The following is a 20,307-nucleotide window of genomic DNA, read 5'->3' on the forward strand; positions in this document are numbered from 1 at the left end:
TCTTTCGCCGAAGGTGGCTAATGCTTGCAGCCGCTATTCCTCCTTCAGGAGGGCTCGTCTTGTCCGCGCCTGTGATTTCCGTTGTTGACAACGACGCCTCAGTCTGTGCGGCGACAGAGAATTTTTTGAAATCGCGTGGCTACATCGCCCAAATATTTGCCTCGGCCAAACACAGAGGAGCCCGGAGCAGGCTAGAACGCTTTGAGAAGCCGTACGGTTGATTGCGATTGCTGCGGTTTGGAATAACCGGCTTGGTTCCGCGCTCATCGAGTTGTTCACGCAATTCGGCGCTATCATAGGCTTTGTCATCGAGCATCCGTTTCGGCCGCTTGCCCCTGCGGATCAGGCGTTCTGCGATCGGACAGTCGTGCGCTTCGCCTCCAGTCAACAGAATGGCGACCAGGCGCCCCTTAGCATCTGTGAGTGCGTGTATCTTCGTGTTGCGCCCTCCGCGCGAGCGACCAACAGCCTGCTTCTGCCCCCCTTTTCCGCCCGCTGCCGAGCGATGCGCTTTGACGTGCGTGGAGTCGATCATCTGGGTGTCCGTCGATCGACCGTTGCCGGCAAGCTCCCGGAACAGGTTTTCCCATATGCCGCGCCGCGCCCACCGGGCGAAGCGATTATAGATCGTCGTAGGAGGTCCGTAGGCTTCGGGACAATCGGACCAACGGCAGCCGCTTTTCAGCACGTGTATGATGCCGCTGATAATGCGGCGATCGTCTTGCCGCTCGAAACCGCGCACGTCGGTTGGCAGATGAGGTTCGATCCGCTGCTACTGCTCGTCGCTCGGCAAAACAAATTCCTGATCACGATCCCAATCCTTCCCCAAAGAGAATCAGTATCGTATTGTCACAGCAGAAAAATTAATGAGTTCTCACCCTAGTCAGCACCGATCTACGCCATCCTCGTCTTGGCCGGCGGCGGCTAAGCCATCGTCTGGTCGCGCTGCCCCCATTGATGCTGCGCCTCGCGTCCTGCGTGGCTCCGCGGCTCGGCTACAGCGTCGCGCACCACGGACCTCTTCGGCCCGTCCTCTGAGCATGCTCAACTTTGCCTTCCTTCTTGAAGAAGTCATTAATGCGAATGGAAATGGTGCTGTTCGTTGCTAGGATTACCTAGTCGTTCGTGAACAAGGGTTAAGCGATTGAGCGGGAGTCTGTTTTTCGGCTGAGGGGGCGTTTGAGATTGCAAGGATTTGGAGCTCAAGACCGCCAAACCTTGCGATTTCGTTTTGTGGATTTCCCTTCGTTGCGAACCATGATTGTGTGGTGCATCGGAGGGGACGATGCGGCCGAAGAAGCACAAGACGACGGGATCGAACGATCTGTTCCGGGCGCGGCTGGACCAGTTCATCAACATGATCACGAGCTGGTTCTGCCGGCCGAAGATCGATTGGGACTGGATCGACGGTGAGATCGCTCCGCTTTACAGCGAGAACGGCCGGCCCGGGATCGCGACCCGCTTCACGCTTTCACGCACGAGCGCTCGGACCTGAGCCATTGGCGCAAGCGGCTCGGCGACAAGCTGGAGCTGCTGCTGGCCGAGCGCCTGCGGGTGGCGCACGAGGCCGGCACGTTACGCAGCCAGGCCTCAAGCGCGTCACGGTCGGTCGAGTAGCCCCGGGGAATTGCACCCCGAGGCTCTCACGAAACCGGACGTGAACCTCTCGATTCATCCGGCTTCTATCTTCCAGCCGCAGGTCGAATGCCGACTCGCCACAAATAGAGTAGGTTCGGATCGCGCTGTGCGAGCCGTCCCAACCAATATACTGAGGCGACTTTCCGGCCTTTCAACCGCTTGTATTTCCGCCTCGTCCAACGGGCGAGCGCGTCGTTTACGTGACGAAGGACGTTGACACATTCCGTCCGATAAAACCGTCCGTAATAATTCAGCCATCCTTGCACGACAGGATCAATCAGCTTGGCGAGTTCTTCAAGACTCCAGTGGTTTCGCGTCGAACCCAGTCGCCATGAGCGAATGGTTTGTCGGATTCCTTTGGCAGCCTTGTTGCTGATTGCCGGGAGGAAGTTGAGGAACTTCTCGCCCTTTCGATCGCGAGCGCTGCGCGGCTGGAAGGTGTAGCCAAGGAAGTCGAACGAGATGTGTTCGCATTCCTTTTTCCGTTTATTATCCTTGCAGTAGACGATCCGGGTTTTCTCCGGATGGAGCTCCAGACCGCATTCCGCAAGACGTTTTCGGATCGCCTCCATCACGGTTCGAGCCTCGCTTTCAGTTCTGCAATGGACTATCGCATCGTCAGCGTATCTTTCGAAACACAAACAAGGGAAGGTCCGCTGCATCCAGTGATCGAATGCATAGTGCAGAACCAAATTTGCGAGCAGCGGTGAAACCACTGAACCCTGCGGGGTTCCGCGTGTTCTCTCCACTAGGATTCCGTCTTCTTTCTCCACGGGAGCTTGCAGCCACCGCTTTACGTAGAGACGAATCCAGCTCAGTTCCGTGTGGTGGGCGACGGCCTTTTCGATCAGGTGCCAAGGAATCGAGTCGAAGAACGACTTGATATCAAGGTCGATAACCCAGTCGAATTTCCAGCAGCGCTTTCGCGCTGTCCCCACTGCGTCAAGCGCCGAACGGCCGGGCCGATAGCCGTAGGAGTCGGGATGGAATATTCGTTCCATCGTCGGCTCCATAACCATCTTTGCAACCGTCTGAGCCACGCGGTCAGCTATAGAGGGTATTCCTAACGGACGCTTCCCTCCATTAGCCTTGGGAATTTCCACGAGACGGACGGGAGGCGGAAAGTATGTCCCCGACGACATTCGATTCCAGATTTTGTAGAGGTTTCTCTTCAAGTCCTTTTCGAATTCCTCGATGGAGACCCCGTCCACACCCGCTGACCCGCGGTTCGCTTTCACCTGTTTCCAAGCTTCCCAAACGAGATGTTTGGGGATCTGATACGACTTTGCCTCAGTCATCGGCTCCTCCCGTTTCCGGTTGGCCTGTGACTTTGGCTGGAAGATCGGGTCCCTTCGCTCCGCCCGTATTACCGGGCCTCATCACTATTACGAACCCGTCCGCCCCTGCGTCGCGCATTGGTACTCTGCCCTCGGCGGGTCCGCCGCCTTTGGGGTCTCCCTTGGCATCGCGACGCAGGTTCCCATGTTCCGCGCAAGAGCCTGCCATCGGGATCACGCCGCCTCTACACCGGTTGTCGCCCGGCCAATAGACAGGCTCTCGCCGCGCTTGATCCCAGGAGGTGGTATCGCCCCTGGTTTCGACAACAGCTGAACTGTACTTTCGATGCATCATCGGCGGTTTACTTGCGTTCGTCTTCCCGTGGCTCACCTGACAGGCTGATCGCCCGCCTTTTCCAGCAACGCTCACCACCTCAGCCATTGAGCTAAAGCAGCTTGTGGCGGTTTGGACTCTGATCCTGCAATCCGAGTCCGAGGGGCCTGCCCTCATCTCTTGCGCAGCAAGTGCTCGGAAGATGGTCTACATACTCAACCTCCTTCTTCGCGCCGTCATGGCGCACATACCACCGTGCAGCCGAAGGCGATCACCTTCCCGACCGATGCCAAGCTCTTGCACGCAGCGATCAAGGGGCTCAACCGCATAGCGCGGAAGCACGGGGTCAAGCTGCGGCAATCCTATCTGCGCGTCGCCAAGACCGCGGCAATGATGGCGGGACGCTACGCCCATGCCAAGCAATTCAGGCGGCATCAGCGGCAGTTGCGCATCCTGCGCAGCCGGCTGGGCCGGATCATCCGCGATATCGGCCGCAAGATCGAAGGTCGAGCTGTGCTCGAGAACGCCTTCGTCCTCCCGCTCAGCCGGGCTTCGCAGATCCGCTCGCAACAGCAGCGCCAGCGCGGCTTCAAGCTTTATTCCTTCCACGCCCCGGAGGTGGAGTGCATCGGCAAAACCAAGGCCGCCGCGCCTTACGAGTTCGGCGTGAAGGCCTCCGTCGTCACCAACAATCGCCGCGCTCCCGGCGGACTGTTCGTGCTGCACGCGAGCGCAATGCCCGACAATCCGTATGATGGGCACACCCTGCGGGACGCCATCGAGCGCACCGAGACGCTCACCGGCTGTCCGATCGAGCGGGCCTATGTCGACAAGGGGTACCGCGGCCACCATGCGCAAAATCCCCGTCCCGTCTTCATCTCCGGCCATAAGCGCAGCGTCTTCGGTGTCATCAAGCGCGAGCTGCGCCGTCGCTCTGCCATCGAGCCCATCATCGGGCACATGAAGGCCGAAGGCCACCTCGGCCGCTGCTACCTCAAAGGCCGCGCCGGCGACGCCGCCAATGTCGTCCTCTCAGCCGTCGGCCACAACTTGTATGGGGTGTTTCCTGTCAAGAGCTCTTAGGCAATTCTTTTCCTTTGGGTGGGGCAGTCGTGTGACGTCAAGTTCAGCAAATTGATCGTTGGGGTCCCGACGAAGCCATCCCCTCGGAGCCGCCGTCGCTCGCTTGCCCCAAAGCGCAGCGCTGGCGAGCGATGGCGGCGGAGAGGGGGGCCCATCCCCCTTGGTGGGCCTGAGCATGGTCGGGCGGCAGGGCGTAACCACGAACTCTCCATGGCATGGCGATTGAGAGACATTCCGAGGGAGCTTGCAATATCCGGCGGGCCATCGCGCCGCGTACTTGTATGCGGTCGAACGCAATCTTCGACCATGATGCAGCAATGCGCATCGCAAGCGAAGCTCGGGCAGCGGGCCCATTCTTCCGCGAGGTCATATGGACCAAGTTGTGGCTCGGGTCACCGCCACCTCGGAGTATCAGGGTTTAGCGGTTGCTTCGCCAAAGCCCCAATCGAGGTGTCTTGTCTCGCGTTCATGCTACCGGGCGTAACTTGATCCCTACAGGTATTTCGCCTGTCGTCGTCAGGCGCCAGAATGCAATGAGCAATTTACGCGCCAGCGCCACGATCATGGTCTTGCGCGCGCCGCGCGCGTCGGCCGCGCGAGTGCGGAACCATTGGGCTAATGCACTGTCCTTTTGGAAAAGGAGAAAGCGCCAGGCCAGTTGGATCATCCCACGCCGTACCCGAGCATTGCCGGCGCGTGCAAGGCCTTTCTCCCGTCTTCGCTTGCCGCTTTCATCAGGAGCGCCCGTGAGGCCCGCATAACGCGCGACTGCTCTGCGATCTCTCAATTGCCGGGAGAGGATCTCATGCACGAGCATGTCCGCTGTTTCGATTCCAACGCCAATGATGCGCGCCAGCAATTTGACCATCGCGTGCGCTCCGCTCTCGGAAACCTGCAAACGCTGTAATCGAGCCGCCTCGATCTCCCTGATCTGCTCCCTGACGAGGCGAAGGCGTGCCTTCAATCGATTGACAATGCTGGTTTGTTGGCTGACAAGGTTCTCACGCTCGCGGTTCGGACGCCGGGCGTCCTCTTCATCGAGACTAGGGATTGCTGCCATTTGGCAATGGTTCGGCTCGCCGCGTAGCCAACCGAGCAGAGCGCGCTTCAAATGCTCGGTGTCGAGCCGATCGGTTTTAGCCCGCCGGTGTTCGCGGGGGACGGCGACGCTTGTTGAGTGGATAACGAAGGCCTCGACGCCACGAGCCCGCAGCCAGCGAGCCAGCCAAAAACCATCGCGCCCCGCCTCAAAGGCGACCGCTATGCGTGTGATCGCGTGCCCACACTTTGTCGCCTCCTCGCGCCAGCGGTGTAGCAACTGGATCAGCGCGTCTTCGTCGGCGCCAAGCTTCTTCAACGGATGACGATCCAACCCGGGAACGATTCCAGCGACGAGCCAGCTTGAGAGGCTCATCTCAATGACTGCGATCAGCGTGCTATCTTGTTCCAGGACCGTGGAAGACCGGCCGAGATCGTTTGCCTTTTGCATGGGGTGCTCCATTGCTCATGACCAGCCTCAATACTCTCACGCCTTTGCCGGTCACCCCATAGTATCTTCCGCCGTATCCTCGCCCGGCTCAGAGAACTCTTGGGCCTCTCCCTGGAGTTGCTAATGGCGAACGCTCGCCTCTCCAACAGCTCAATCCGGCTTCTTAACTCAGGAGTTGGCGCCTGGAGCCCAAAGTGCGGTTCATTCGGCCACTGGATCCGGATGCGAAGAAGACCGATGCCGTACCACAAGCGGCACTCTATCGAGTCGCTTAACTAGTCTCGTATCGAGTCACCTGCGTGCCCCGCGCTCCGTTCCGGCAAAAGGATACCCTGGATAGCCGCTAAAAGCGGAACCTAACAAGGACTTGCAGAACGCAGGCGTGAGCTTGCCGCGGTGGATCACGACGTCTTCGTGACCCGTTGCAGCTCGAGCGTTCTGCCAGAGGCGATTGTAGCCGCGCTGTTCGTTGGATTTCACGTGGCAAGCGGCGAATTCGGCGTCATCCAATGTCGTTAACTGCCACGCATAGACCGGCCGCTTCGTATGGATGTGCACCCACATCGGATTCACCGTACCATTGCGCAGTGGCGTAGGCTGCAGCTTGAGCTCGAACAGCGTTCCTGGCTCACCCTTCAGCGCGCGCGGTGCCTCCAAGGGAGCCAACTCCTCGGCCGCCTGCAACCGTTCGAGGTACTTCTGCGAGGGAAACGCATAGGTCTTCATGCAATCGATCTCGATCGAAGCCTTTTGCGCCTTCGCAGTACGTGCCTGCCCCTTAACCTCTGACAACATCGCCTTGAGGCGGACTATTTTTTTTTGCACTTCGGGCACTTGGATAGGCGTGAGTAGGCCGCGTCGGCGAGGTTCGTCCAGCGCGGTTACACAGGCCTCAATCTCCGCGGATTGGCTCTGCAGCCGCTCAACCACGGTGTCCACGACGTGCTCGGCATCTTCGGGCTTCATGTGGCGCGCTTGCGAAACGGCTCTTTGCTCACTGCGCAGATCGAATTGCAAGAGTTCGTCCAATCGCGCGAGCAGGCGCGTCAGTGTCTCCTTCGATGGCGGGGCCTGCCATATTGCCAAGTGTTCCCTCGCGGACGATGACATCCTCGTATGCGCCTCTTCCGCGCTCGCGAGTTTCTTCGTGCCCAGATCCGAGAGCACAATAACCTTGGTGGTTCGCACCGTGTCGGCTTCGGGCCTAGCGAGCTGCGGCTCGGGCTGCCCGGCTGCCGAGCTCCCCGCACCTCCGGCCTGCCTCCGCTTGCCCTTCCCTTTCCTTCGCGCTGGACTGGCTTCGGCCGCCGGGTCGTTGCCGGCAGTGTCGGCCGGTAACGCAAGGTCAGCCTCCGTTGGCGGTGCAATTATGGCTGGTGTCTTCGGCTGCACTGCTAGCAGGCGCATGACCTCATGGGCCGTGACCCACGATCCTTCCACGATCTGATCCAACAGATCCAACGGAAGCTCGGGACTTGCTCCCTTATTCCTTAGCTCGGCAACCATGTTGGGCAACGCCGACGCAAATTCCGATAGCCGCTCCATGACCCCTTCCAGAACCGCGCAGTGCTCTGCGTCGAGGGCTTGTCCTTTGCTGTTCAGAACAGCGTCGCCCGTTGAGAGGAATGCCGGAACAACATCGCCCATGAAGGTTCCGAGTAGACGCGCCCGACCGTTCTCACCCAAGAGGATTTGCCTGACGGCCGGGTCGAGCGTGCTCGCGTGCGACTCAATCATGACCCGCGCGAGAAGGATTTGCGATTGCAGATGCACGCACCTCGTATTCAGTGCCCAGCCGGTATGCAGCCGTAGTGTCGCCTGTTCGGTCTGTCGCATTTCGGCCGTTGCACTTGGCAAGCTGGCAGTGGCTGCGCAGACGGACTGCATCCGTTCAGAGCGCAATGCCTTCTTTTCCCACCACTCCGTGCAGGCCAAATAGTGTTTCGCCACACTGGAAGCCGCTCGGATCAGCTGGTCGGGCGGAGCATTGGATTGGCGCATCCGCTCGAGTATCTTTCCCGCATTCTCCCTACTCTTCTCCAAGGCGTAGATAGTCGGTGCGGCCAGCGCGTTGCATTCGTTCCCCGCATCCAGAGTCCGGTCACGAATTCGGCAAGCCTGATCTTCGGACAGAATGCTGCGCGCCACATCTGGAGACAGGCTCGCGTAGTAGTCCAGAACTGCTGCGCCTGCTTTGACAACCTGATCGATCAGCTCTTGCGCCTCAGACGAGCTCTGAGCGCCCATGGCAGCACTGTGGCAAGCATCAAGTTCCTCAAGCAGGCCGTCCATATTTTGTTTCGCTGCGTTGATCCCCTCACCGCTTGAGGAAATGGGGACTGCCACACCCGAACCTGAGAGCAGGCTCGTGAGCGTCGCCATTCTATCTTCAGACGCTAAGCGCATCCGCTCCACGACGGAGTTGAAAACTCGGTGGCCTTCCGCAGGGACACAATTTGGCTCCGAATGCGCACTGCTCGATACCGACGTGGAGTCGGCTCCCGCAGCCCCAACGTGCGGTTCGCCAGGTCGGCCAATGCCCGTCATGTTCCATCTCCCATACGGTCAACAATGCGCAGCGTCCCTGGATAGGCCGCCTGGCTGACGGTTGGCTGACGAAGGATGCTCTCCGAATGCACAACCCCGCCGTCCGAGTTCCAATTTCATGGAAGCTGTTGTGGTGCTGAGGCAGCAATAGGGGATGACCCATAAGGTGCGGGATAGTCGATTGTAGCGCCGGTCCGGATTCCGCTGCCTCGCCGTGACCAGTATGGAAATGTGCGCTGCCAGAAATAGCCCTGCCAAAGTCATTCCCGAATATCGAAAGCCGTCGAGCATGGCGAACCGCAAGGGTCGATTGTCAGGCTTTCGGCAGCAGCAAAGCTCTTATTAACCGGGAGGAGATGCTATTGTTCGACCAAAGAGTTTCGGATCCAACAATGCGTAGATCTGGCTCGATGTAGAACGTTCCGTCAAGTCGACCGCTTCTTCTCGCGTTCGAGTGAGCAGAACCTACGCTGCGCAAGTCCTTTTCAGAATAGGACCTCGCCGAGGATGCTGCCCAGTTAAGCGCACTTAGAATACGCTCATAAAAATAGCGCAGTGAACGTGCGAAGCACACCGACCGCCAATCCGATATCGGCGAACTACCGTTAGCCCGTCTCGAAGCAGCAGAAAGCGTGAGAATCGGTTCCACCACCAAAATTGCTCCGACCGATATCGCGACGATTATCCAGATATTTCGAGATGCATGTATCCCAGTGCATATCCGAAGACGAGAAGGATACCGCCGAAGGGTATCAGCAGAAACATCGGCAAGAGCGTTGTCAGGTCCCCGCCGGTCTTTCCAAACTGCTTTGAGGCAATCAACCCTGCGATTATCGTAAGCGCTACTCAGAAATGGCGTCCACCGCTCAATCTTCAATGCTGAACTCATCGCCTGACGTATCGAAAGCGCTGTCAAGGTGGTTTCCAACCAATGGACAGCATCTCCTGGCTGCCTTGGACGGCTTGAGCGTCGATCTACAGGATGCATGCACATAATCCGAGGCTGGCGGCATGGGCCTGAACACGACCTCGGTCCGGATCAAGGTGACCTCTCAAGGATGTGAAACCGGAGGTGACGCGATGCCTTGTCGTGCCGCTCACGCTGCGCCTTGATCGGCTGCATCTGACGCTTCAGGCGGCGTTTGGCCGGACGAACAGCCATCTCTTCGAGTTCCTGGCCGGCGAAGGACGTCGGGGTATCCCTGATCCCGGAGGAGATTTTGGCCCTCAGCCCATCGATGCATCGCAAGACGCGGCCCTTCAATATCGTTCAGGAGACCGGCGCGAAGACGATCCATTATCTCTATGACTTCGGTGACAGCTGAGACCAAGTGATCAAACTCGAAAAATGGTTCGACACCACGACGTTAGAGGGACATCCCTCCTGCTCGAGGACGTCGGCGGTGCGCCCGGCTATGCCGAGTACCTCGATGCCAGCGGCGACCCTACTCATCTGGAATATGAAAATATGCGCCTCTGGGGCCCGCACAGTTCGATCCCAACCTCGTCGCCCCGAGGATGCTCGAGGCCGCCGCCAGCGCATTGTCCAAATTTGGAAGCCGCGGCGTCGCGGCACGCGGCTCGTCAAGCGTCAATCATCAAAAGGGCCGCAGAGCTACGCTTACAGTCCGCTTACCGGTCTGGCAAGCCAAGTCGGCAATGAAGAGGCGAGGAACTTCAGCTCGCTCACTTCAGCCGGAGTGAGTTTCTGGCTGACGGACCGCAGCGCTTGTCTTGCCGCTTTGGGACCAACCCAGGCAAGCGCGCGCACGCTCGACGGCTTGCGAGGGATACCTACCAACCGGGCGCATGCTTGAGCTCCACCATCTGCTTGCCGATGTAAAGCTTACGAGAAGGACCGGACGTTAGATATAATCTAGTATCCCAACGGAGCAATCGCGGTTGCTGCCACAGAGCAGATAACTGCAGACCTCCTCAGCGTCCCGAGGTCCTCACTTAACGAGTAACGCACATTTGCTCTGTATGAAGTCCAACATCAGCGGAACGGGCAGCCGCAATAGTGTGGCCGGCACCGGCCAGAGGAATGAAGTTCAGAACTGTCGAAGAGCTCAAGCTAAATGATCTCGAAGTATCTCCGACGTTCAAAGTCGGTGACCCGATGTTGAACGGCTTCCCACTCCCAACGGCGCGAGCAAGAAAACGCCTCAACAAACCTTTCTCCGAAGACATCACTTGCCGCTGCAGACTCTGCAAACTGAGAAGTTGCCTCTGATAGGCTTTGAGGCAGTCTAGCGGACGGCCGACACATTTCCGCGCTTGCATCACCGACGATCGAAGCCGGCAGTGCCGGACCTGTCTCGACACCCAATATTCCCGAACCAATCGCACTTGCGAGCGCGAGATATGGGTTCAGGTCTGCGCCAGGCAGCCTATACTCCAGGCGATGGGCAGATGGCTCTCCCGGAATGGCGCGAATTGCGCAGGAGCGGTTGTCAACTCCCCAGCTTGGACAGATTGGTGCCCAGCAGCCAGGTACCAATCTCTTGTAGCTGTTGAAGTTAGGCGCAGCGAGCACACAGAACTCATTCATGTATTCTAGTTGTCCGGCGATGAATTGCCTCATAAGCTTCGAGACGTTGCCGAACGCATCACTGTCGTAAAACGCATTCTGATTATCCGAGGACATCGAGATGTGAATATGGCCAGACTGGCCGGGCCATTTCTCGGAAACCTTGGCCATGAATGTAGCCATCATGCCTCGCGTTTGCGCCCAGGCTTTAATCATCGACTTGAATATGGTTGCTCGATCGGCAGCTTCCAGCGCATCACAATGACGAAGTGACGCTTCGACCACGCCAGGTCCCGTTTCAAAGTGCAGTCCGCTGAGAGGTATTCTTGCCTTCTCACAAAGCGCCAAGATCTCATCGAATAACTGATGTTGCGCGACAGAGCGCGCAATCGAGTAGCCGAACGGGCCGCGCGTAAAAGGAGCCCATTCGCCGAACGGCTTTTCTTCGATCGTGTCTGCGTTCTCCTTGAACAGCATAAATTCAAACTCGAACCCGACAGTGCAGTCGTATCCGTGGTCAGCAGCCCTTCGCAGGACCCTGCGCAGAACACCGCGCGGGCAGATGTTCTCATGTGCGCCCGTGAACTCCGCGAGGTAGAGATATTGATCGCCGACATGAGACACCGAACGGCCGGTGCCTGACAGAATACGCAGGTCAGCATCTCCGAACGCTGATAGCGGCTTTTGCGTGAAACTGGCCGGAATGAGCCGGTCCGAACAATCCCACGCCAGCACCGCTTCAGAGAACTTGATAACTTTATCTCCATCCGAGAGATCTTCACCTAAGACGTGTTTGCCTCGCAGAACGCCATCGAAGTCGCTTACGCCGATCATCGCCGCGCGGGCTGGATTCGCTCCGGTCAACCTGGCATCAGTTGGCATTAGTCGCGATCCTGCGTCACTAAATCGAACACCTGGTCCATCCGCATTGCTCGCAACTTGCGATAGTCATCCTCAAGCTGAGTCAACTCGCTATTCACGAGATAAACGATGCCTGGTGTCGACGCCAAGTCGATCGTGGGAACCAGCTCTTGACCAATCGGAACGAATGCAATGGCATCCGCGAAGCTCGGGAGCTTGCGGATTGCTTCGAGTCCCGGGTGACCGGCAACGACACCGCCCATATCCGAGATCAGCGAGACGCATAGTGCGTGAGCCTGCCGCTTGTAGGGCCCGCGCAGCCTCATATATTCACCAAAGCCCTTGGGATCTGCGTAGCGCCAGGCCGTCAGCGTCATATGGTTGTGCCCCAACGCCATCGTTCGTGCTTTTGCCGACATGGTCCCTTGAAGCCTCGCTCCGAAGTCCACCAGAACCGGTCCCCGATGATCGACGATGATCTCAGCATGAGCTGGTCCGTCGACGATCTGAAGCGCCTGCAACGCACGCACCAAGTAGTCGGACAGTTCCTGAACGATTGGTTCGCTGCCGCCCAACAATCTCTCAAGTGAGCAGACCGATGATGCCCCCTCAATAGGAACCGTGTCATAGGTCCAGGCCTCCGTAACGAAGGCTTCCCCGTCGATCGAGACGGCATTTACGGTGTATTGCTGGCCGTTTATTTTTTCCTGCCCAAGGGCACAACGATTCAACGCTCCGACACGGTTCGTCTTCCCGACAATTGCGCTGAGAGCCCGCTGAATATCAGCATCTGTCGAGCAAAAGAATACATCCTCGGTACCCGTACTGTTCAGAGGCTTGATCACGATCTCATCGAACTTCGCTTCACGCTTCCAGCTCGCGATCTCTACAGCACTGTCGGACACGACTTGTCTGATCGATCGCACGCCTGCAGAGGTCAGCGCGCAAGACAATCGCGCTTTGTCACGCCGAGCAGCGGATAGCGCGGTCCCATTTGAAGGTAAGCCCAGCCGCTCCGACAAAGAATCGGCTAGCTCAACTCCGGTCTCGCAGCCCGCGATAACGAACTCCAATTCCCTGCCATGGAGAGCCTGAAGATGATATTCAACGATGTCGTCATATCCCATGCGCTCGCTGGGGCGAATGACTTCATCATACAGATCCGCATTGAAATGCGATTGGAATATCGGGGGAATCTGTGCAGCCGACATCACATGCACCGTTCCAATTCCATAGCGCTTGAATTCTTCCGGTAGGTAACGGCCGGTAGAGTATGCGTCTACGATTACACAATTCCGTTCTTTCATGCGGATCTCCGATACTGCAAGTAGATGTTGCCGACAGCGACAGCCGTAATGAGAACATTTCCAATGAACGTATGTGACGAAGGCACGATGCGAGAATCGAAGTATTGAAACAGGAAGGTGATGATAGGGGCGGTGGACAGGACCATGTTGACGGTGAAGGGTTCTACGCGGCGAATGCCCTGTTGGATCAAGAGCAAAGGAACAATGATCGTCGACAGCCCAATTGTTGCGATCGCAAACCCATGCTGCGAGATCTCAGGCACGATAGATGAATGGTCGACCAGTCCCAGCAGCAAGAGAATCGTTCCATAAAAGCGATGCGCCAGCACTTGTCGGCTAGAAAACCCACGGTCGAACAGCAGTTTGACAAGTATATTTGTAAGAGCCAGCGATAGGCCGGCCACGATGGCCAAGACGATGCCAAAGGACGATCGAGCCCCCCACTCCACGCCCGCGTTGCCGCTGGCCGAGATCCAAATCATGTAACTCCCGATCGTTGCGATCGTAACGCTTACGACAATATCGGATGCTGGAGGGGCACCCTGGCGCCTGATCAGTGCGTTTAACCACACCGTCGCGGTGGGCCCCAGCGCCACCATGAAGGCGACGACGATCGCAGGTTCAGCGTATTTCAGTCCGATAAATAGGCCGATCCAGCTGATTGCTGTCACGACATTGAGCGCGACGAAGACCAGGAGCGACCATTTCGCGACCGTTGCCTCGCCTCCCTCGTGGCGAGCCAGGAGATTGAACATCAGACAAACCACAGCGAAGGACAGCAGGAGCGCGACGAACACATCCGCTTGCTGAAAATACGACGCCGCATAAACCTCGCCTGCCGCGCTTACGACGACATAAAGCGCCACAAAGAACACTCCTAGAGCGAAGCGATTCGTCAATCGCCCAGTCTTCCTGTGCCCGCGAGGCGGCGCTCGACGCTCGCAGGACCAGACGCGTGCATCGGCTCCGAGGGACTCTCCTTTCGACCCGCACGGACCACGTTTGGTTTGAAATGTCACAATCCGCCTCTAGCTCTTCTTAGTTCGGTAGTACCCAACACACGCCTCTCCAAATGCCTTGAACAGTTGCTTGCTGAGGAGATCGGTTGAGACGTGCCATTCGGGGTGCCATTGCACACCGATTTGCAGCGTCGGGGCGCCAATGACCGAAGCCGCCTCGACCAAACCGTCAGGCGCCCACGCCTCCCGCCTCAGCGCCGGGGCAAGCGCCTCGATGCCTTGATTGTGCAGCGAGTTGACTTGTGCTTCGATCGTTCGCGCGATTGGAAAGAGCGCGCCATCGGAAGATATCCTGACGCTGTGCGCGGCGTCGTACTGACGGTCTCTTGGACGATCTGGCTTCTCGGCATGCATCGCGCCACTTTCCGGCCTCCACTCCGCAAGCGATGAGCGGAGCGTGCCGCCGAAATAGACGTTGAGTTCCTGAAGGCCACGGCAGATGCCCAGAATAGGCATTCCGAGCGCGATGGCGCTCTCTATAGTTAGGGCAGAGAGCCTGTCCCGCGGACGGTCAAGGATCCCAACCTCAACGTCCTGCCGGTCAGCCTCCGTCAAGGACGCAGGCGCTCTCAGGACGGCGGGGTCGATGTTCGATTCATCACCTGTCAACACCAAGCCGTCGAGCCGGCGCATGATCGCCGGGGCGACCTCCTCCCTCGCATCTTCGGCGTCGACCGTCGGCAATATGACGCAAGCCACTCCCGCATGACGATGGAGTGCCTGCACGTATTTGCGCCGCAACCAGTCGCGATGCACACCATCGACCAAAAGACGGTTCGAAGTGACGCCGACCACGGCTCGGGCGCTCTCTGGCCGTAGCAACGTCACGCCACCAGCCCTCGCGTGCGAGCCTCGGCAACGGACTGCTCGTACAAGCGTCGATTTCGCTCTTTCAACTGAGTTATGACGCTAGGTTGACCTTGAGGTCCCTTGGCAAAGAGCCCGCCCCAGGTAGCGGCAACCTTCGCGTAGTTGGGATCCTGCATTCGGATTTTCTGAGCTTTGCGCAACAGCCAAAACGGGATACCCGGCGAAAGGTGATGCTCAAGGTGGTACTCATCCAGATTCTGTCCAAGGATGGCCCGCTCGAGGAAATTCCCTTTCCGATTCCTGGTGAGATAGACGTTCTGCGTCTCGGTTTCGCACATAGGTGAGTGCTCGGCGAGCTCGATAAACCAGCCGAGGACCTGAAACGTGGTGAGATAGGGCACGATCCAAAACAGGACGACGATATGGAGCAGCCCAACAGCATATGACCCGACTAGAATGCTGATCCAGAAGAGATAGAAGCCATACTTGTCGATAAGTATGCCTGAGCGGCTCTGATCCTCGGCATGTGTGATCGAAAATCGATTGGTCCAAAGATACTTCAGATACGCCACTGTCGCGCCGCCGAAGATCGGCTTCCAGATCATGTTGAAGGCGTACCGCTCCGGAGGCTGCACGTCGTAAACGCCGCTGGCCAGGAAGAACTTCAGGTCGGGATCCTTGTCCGGGTCCCCGAGATAGGGATGATGTAAATAGACGTGCGAGATCCGGTAGGCCCAGTGGCGCTGGAACAACGGATAGGAAGCGAACAGAATGCCGAGGACGTAGTTCCAGGTCGTGTTCTTGGCGAGCGTGCGGTGAGCCGCATCATGAGCGATGGTTGTCAATCCGCGCTGATAGGCACCAATCAGAAGGACGGCCAGCGGGTAGAGCCACCACGAGACCGACACAGTCGCGAGAGTGCACGCTGTGATGACAGCGTAATCTTTAGCAATATAAGCGGCTCCCGTTATGTTGTCGGGCCTCAGCTCGGAGAGCTGCCTATTGATCTCTCGGCTGAATTGAACGGCCTCATAGCGTGATGACCTCAATTTCCAAGCGTCTGCCTGATTCATGAGAACCTCCTCCTGATCGCCTTGCAGGTTGTCAGATTGCGGAAAGCGCCTTGTCCAGATCGCGCAGGATGTCGTTGACATCTTCGATACCGACGCAAAGCCGGATCGATCCGCCAAATATGCCGGCGGCTTCGCGCTTTTCCCGCGGGACGGTGGTGTGGGTCGTCGAGACAGGATGGGTCACGAGCGTGCGGGCATCGCCTACATTCGAAACGTGATACATCAAGTCGACGTTCTGGATGAACTTGCGCCCGGCTTGTTCGTCCTCCACTTCGAACATGACCATCGCCCCGTGTCCGTATGCAGCATTGAGTGTCTGTTCGACGGTTTCCCGATCGGCGCCTTCAAAGAGCCCCGGGTAGAAGACACGGCGCACTTTAGGATGCTCCTTGAGAACGTCGGCCACGATCCTGGCATTCGCGCAGTGCTGCTTCATGCGAAGGGGCAGCGTTTCAAGCCCCTGGATCAGTTGAAAGCTCGCAAACGGGGCGATCGCCGCGCCGGTATCGCGCAACCAGGTCATGCGAGCCTTGAGGAGAAACTCGCTCTTTCCAAGATCGTCTACATCGCGCACGGCGTTATGCCAGACAATTCCGCCATGCGCATCGTCGGGACGGTTGAACAAGGGAAAGCGAGAGGCTCCCCGGTAGCTAAACTCGCCGTTGTCAACGATCAGTCCGCCGAGCGTCGTGCCGTGGCCGCATATATATTTCGTTGCGGAGTACGTCGTAATCGCAGCGCCGAGATCTGACGGCCGGCATACCAGTGGCGTCGTCGTATTGTCCACGACCAAAGGCACGCCGTACTTTCGGCCGATCTCGGCCAGCTGTTTGACGGGGAGCGGAATCAGACAAGGATTCGAAATCACCTCTCCGAACAGACATATCGTGCGATCATCAATGGCACGTTCGAACGTCTCGGGCCTTCGAGGATCTGCCGTCCTCACGCTGATCCCAAGACGCTTTAATGTGTTGTGGAGCAGGTTCCAGGTATTGCCATATAGATACGGAGAGGCGACGACATTGTCCCCCACTTCGCCACTTGACAGGTTGACGATAGCCAGGAACGTCGCCGCTTGACCTGACGCAACGGCGAGCGAGTCGCTTCCCATATCGACGGCGGCGTAGCGCCTTTCCAGCGCGCGGGTCGTCGGATTGATGATCCTCGTGTACGTGAACCCATCGGCCTTGACGTTGTAGACGTCAGCGATGTGATTTAGATCGCCATCGAGTTCATAAGCTGTATTCTGGTAAATCGGCACTGCGACGGCTTTCGTCACTACGTCGCGTCGATAGCCCGCATGCAGAACAGCAGTCTCGGCGGAAAACGGCAGCTGCGGGTCCCCAGCCGCTCGAGCCGGCATCTTTACGCGAGCCCCGCATGTCTCTTGGGCCGACATCGGCGCCGCTGACCGAGCCTGATCGGACCGGAAATATGTACGAAAAGCGCAGCCCAACTGCTCGATCCAGCTGGATTTGATTTCCCCAATGCAACCGACGCGGAAACTCCGCGTCGGAATATGCAGCTTCGAGTAGACGTAAAGGTTGTGGGCCGCCAAGTGGCGATACAGCCCATCGAATCCTGCCTGGTCCACGATTCCGGGCGGCGCACTGAACGCAACGCAGACCGGCGACTGCAACTCCGTGGACAGCAGCGGAGATACCACTCCTTCGAGTTCTTTGACGAGATCGTCCCTGACCTTCTCATACCTGCAGCGCCTGGCATCAATGCCCTCCTCGTGCAGAATCTCCAAGGCCTTTGTCGTTGCCTGAACGATGTGGGTGGGAGGGGTCGATCGCCATTCACCGGTGCGCTCGAGCGAACGCCATTGATCTCTCACGTCGAGCACAAACGACCTCGGTTCTTGAACCGCATTCTCCAGCAGCTCGCGAGACGCGATGACAAACGCTACTCCCGGCGGCCCTTCTATGCACTTGTTGCTCGAGGTGACCAGGACGTCAGGTCCACGCTGGCTCAGGTCGATATTGAGGGCGCCGAAAGAACTCATCCCATCGATGATGGTCTTTACGCCACGTCGCCTCGCCTCCTCCACGATCGCGTCCAGCGGATTGACGATTCCGGTTGTCGTCTCACAATGCACAAAACATAGGTGCGTAACGCCAGGATTTCGGCTCAGATGCTCGCCAATTTCTTGAGGATCCAAAGGATCGGTCGCTCGCTTGACAAGCTTCACGGCTTCGACGCCCCACAGCCGCAAAATTTGTAAAATGCGCTCGCCATAGATGCCGTTTATGCAAACGAGCGGCCTGTGGGCTCGGGATACAAATGAAGAGAGAGCGGCTTCCATTGCAAAGGAGCCGCCTCCCTGAATAGGCACCACCGAATAGTCCTCAGCATTTCGCAGCAAGTTGAGCATTAGCCGCCTCATGCGGGCGGTCACTTCCTTGAACTCGCAATCGCGCGATGCGAGATCAAGCTGCATCTGGCTCCTGACCGCCAGCGATAACGACAATGGACCGGGCGTCAGCAAAGAGCGCTGTCTTGTCAAACCATTCCTCCTCAAGTTGTAGTCGTCAATGGATCTGGAGAACGCCCAGCCCACCAGGGAGCCCCTGCGGTGAGCGTCGACTTCCACGGTCAACAGCTTCGGGGCAAACGCCATTAATCGCGGGCGCGTTTCGGGCCGGCATCCGAAACGCCTGCCGGATGGCAACCTCCATATCTCATCGCAGATACAGAGCGATTTCTCATAGAGCTCATCACCGATGCCACTCACACCTCCTAGAAATTGGCTTTGGGACCGCGCCCTCGAACTGGCGCCGACGCGCGCTCTCATCCAGCCATCACGCATGCGCGGGCTTGAGCGCGGTAGCCTTCTTACGTCGCGAAGCGGCAGGTCGGTCGACCGACTTACGCGGTGAACCCGCGCTATTCGGGCAAACTTGACGTTAGGAAACGATGCAGTCGGATGTCATCGCGCCCGGATGCAGATCAAGGCATGGCACACTTGATGATCGTCGTTGGCAGCGGGAGTCTGATGCGTGGGCTTGAGACTTGATGCATTCGCACTCCGTCGCTCGTTGGAGGGTTTCGGACGCTGATGACTGTCGTTGTCCATTTCGAGACCGTACAACTTGACGTTAGGGGCGTTTCAACCCTCTCCAGGGATTTTTCTCGCGTGAATTTTTCCTGACCGTACTCCCAGTTGGCCGCGATAAGCCGACGTAGGCAGTAGAGTGCGGAGATTCACAACGAGCTAAAGTAATTTGAGAGTTCGACATCAGGACCGTCGGCCTTCCGCCTGCGAGCGCGCCACCTGCAAGTAAGTGATGGCCCAGTCCTCCAGTTCACGTACGATTCCTCGCCAACCCGCAGGTTGAGGTACCTAGCTTGCCGGCGAGATCCTCCCGGATGCTGCCGCCGGGAAAGTGTACGCCCTCGTCGGACATGACTGCCGGTATCAAGTCGTTGCGCTTGAATGAGCGGCCTTGGCAGGCTGTGGTCGAGCCCGGCTTGAAGACAATTGAGCGACCTTGAATCGCTGGCCCTTTAGCAACGATCAGTTCGACACCTTTCGGCGGGTCGCCGTGAAGCAGAACATGTCATCCTGCTTTGCGAGGACTACGGACTTGAGTGACACGTGTCCCTCTCTGAAAACGATCGCTAGGCTGACAGCATCTCTCGGTTCTGCACGCCGCTTCGCGGCGAGAACGTCTCACCGATCGATCCTGGCGGGGGTGAACGTGCCGTGGTTGACGGCTGGTGCAAAGCGTGAGCCCCAAGGTGAGCTGGAGTTCCAGCGCGTCGTGGCACTCAATGAGCGCAAGTACCCCGGCCGTGGGGCGCTCTGGTTCGACGGATCGCACCTCCGAGCCGTTCTGCTCGCGTTGGCTCCTCTGGAGCGCCTGCTCGTTGATGGCGAGCTCGCGTTCGACGCGGTCTACCGCGCGGTCGAACAGGTTGACGGCTGACCAGAGCAGATTATCAAAAGATAGTCCTTGTCATTGCCGTGGATGAGCTCCCTTGCCTTTTCGGCCGCGCCCATCGCCGCCTTCATGGCGATCAACGACGGGCGGGCGGAACGGAGCAGAACCCGAAGCGTGGCGGAGGTCCGTAGCGCAGCGCACGATGGCTAAGGTTCGCGGCTGCGTTGTCTCGCAATGCGAAGGCGCGGGGCGTAGGCAGGCCATGTCCGCCGACGAGCGGCGGGCCAAAAGGAAGCAAGCTTCCCGAAAGCTGGCATCGCCGCGACAGGAGGGAGTCGTGGCCGACCGCTAAGTTCAGATTGGTCAATATACTGAGACGCAAGCGCCCGCTTGCCGGATGCGGCGAGGTCCGGAAAACAGAGGCCCCAGCCTCATAATGCGCGAGAGATCGA

General features: G+C 58.3%; 11 protein-coding genes and 4 pseudogenes. 5 read left to right on the top strand and 10 right to left on the bottom strand.

The features are described 5' to 3' along the window. Nucleotides 1-98: 98 nt before the first annotated feature. Nucleotides 99-766: pseudogene (locus MTR72_RS33680) on the bottom strand (IS5 family transposase). Between the two features lie 519 nt (nt 767-1,285). Between MTR72_RS33680 and MTR72_RS33685 the strand changes: the two are divergent. Continuing rightward, nucleotides 1,286-1,607, top strand: a pseudogene (locus tag MTR72_RS33685) (IS5/IS1182 family transposase); the annotation flags it as partial. Nucleotides 1,608-1,682: 75 nt separating this feature from the next. Here MTR72_RS33685 and ltrA read toward each other — a convergent pair. After that, nucleotides 1,683-2,936: a group II intron reverse transcriptase/maturase gene (gene ltrA / locus MTR72_RS33690; RefSeq protein WP_341511911.1), complete on the bottom strand. Its 1,254-nt coding sequence runs from the start codon at nt 2,934-2,936 to the stop codon at nt 1,683-1,685. 556 nt (nt 2,937-3,492) lie between these two features. Here ltrA and MTR72_RS33695 point away from each other — a divergent pair. Further along, nucleotides 3,493-4,299: pseudogene (locus tag MTR72_RS33695) on the top strand (IS5 family transposase); the annotation flags it as partial. A 499-nt stretch (nt 4,300-4,798) separates the two neighbouring features. Here the strand turns inward: MTR72_RS33695 and MTR72_RS33700 are convergent. Continuing rightward, nucleotides 4,799-5,821, bottom strand: coding sequence for a transposase (locus tag MTR72_RS33700; protein ID WP_341511912.1), 1,023 nt, complete (start codon nt 5,819-5,821; stop codon nt 4,799-4,801). Nucleotides 5,822-6,112: 291 nt separating this feature from the next. Further along, nucleotides 6,113-8,368: a hypothetical protein gene (locus MTR72_RS33705; protein WP_341511913.1), complete on the bottom strand. Its 2,256-nt coding sequence runs from the start codon at nt 8,366-8,368 to the stop codon at nt 6,113-6,115. 1,090 nt (nt 8,369-9,458) lie between these two features. Here MTR72_RS33705 and MTR72_RS33710 point away from each other — a divergent pair. Both MTR72_RS33710 and MTR72_RS33715 read left to right on the top strand, forming a co-directional pair. Next, nucleotides 9,459-9,527, top strand: a pseudogene (locus MTR72_RS33710) (plasmid pRiA4b ORF-3 family protein); the annotation flags it as partial. Between the two features lie 189 nt (nt 9,528-9,716). Then, nucleotides 9,717-10,031 (top strand): IS1096 element passenger TnpR family protein, encoded by a 315-nt coding sequence (locus MTR72_RS33715; RefSeq protein WP_341511914.1) that lies wholly within the window; start codon nt 9,717-9,719, stop codon nt 10,029-10,031. A 411-nt stretch (nt 10,032-10,442) separates the two neighbouring features. On the opposite strand, the gene MTR72_RS33720 is transcribed toward MTR72_RS33715, so the two are convergent. From MTR72_RS33720 to MTR72_RS33745, 6 genes are all read right to left on the bottom strand, one after another. Next, complete coding sequence (locus MTR72_RS33720) at nt 10,443-11,780, bottom strand: glutamine synthetase (protein WP_341511915.1); 1,338 nt, start codon at nt 11,778-11,780, stop codon at nt 10,443-10,445. Next, on the bottom strand, nt 11,780-13,066 hold the full coding sequence (locus MTR72_RS33725) for an ATP-grasp domain-containing protein (RefSeq protein WP_341511916.1): 1,287 nt from the start codon (nt 13,064-13,066) through the stop codon (nt 11,780-11,782). The genes MTR72_RS33720 and MTR72_RS33725 overlap by 1 nt, the downstream gene beginning before the upstream one ends. Further along, nucleotides 13,063-13,965 (bottom strand): DMT family transporter, encoded by a 903-nt coding sequence (locus MTR72_RS33730; protein WP_280969167.1) that lies wholly within the window; start codon nt 13,963-13,965, stop codon nt 13,063-13,065. Before MTR72_RS33730 ends, MTR72_RS33725 begins: the two co-directional genes overlap by 4 nt. A 129-nt stretch (nt 13,966-14,094) precedes the next feature. Then, nucleotides 14,095-14,880: a gamma-glutamyl-gamma-aminobutyrate hydrolase family protein gene (locus tag MTR72_RS33735; protein WP_341511917.1), complete on the bottom strand. Its 786-nt coding sequence runs from the start codon at nt 14,878-14,880 to the stop codon at nt 14,095-14,097. A gap of 29 nt (nt 14,881-14,909) precedes the next feature. Beyond that, nucleotides 14,910-15,968 carry a dhydrorhizobitoxine desaturase gene (rtxC, locus tag MTR72_RS33740; RefSeq protein ID WP_280969165.1) on the bottom strand — a complete coding sequence of 353 codons (1,059 nt, stop codon included), beginning with the start codon at nt 15,966-15,968 and terminating at the stop codon, nt 14,910-14,912. A 31-nt stretch (nt 15,969-15,999) separates the two neighbouring features. Continuing rightward, nucleotides 16,000-18,411, bottom strand: a complete 2,412-nt coding sequence (locus MTR72_RS33745; RefSeq protein ID WP_445819657.1) for a 2-aminoethylphosphonate--pyruvate transaminase — start codon at nt 18,409-18,411, stop codon at nt 16,000-16,002. 1,261 nt (nt 18,412-19,672) lie between these two features. Here MTR72_RS33745 and MTR72_RS33750 point away from each other — a divergent pair. Then, nucleotides 19,673-19,900, top strand: coding sequence for a hypothetical protein (locus tag MTR72_RS33750; protein WP_341511919.1), 228 nt, complete (start codon nt 19,673-19,675; stop codon nt 19,898-19,900). Nucleotides 19,901-20,307: the final 407 nt, after the last annotated feature.

The organism is Bradyrhizobium sp. ISRA442 (genome assembly GCF_038085055.1).
Lineage (GTDB): Bacteria > Pseudomonadota > Alphaproteobacteria > Rhizobiales > Xanthobacteraceae > Bradyrhizobium.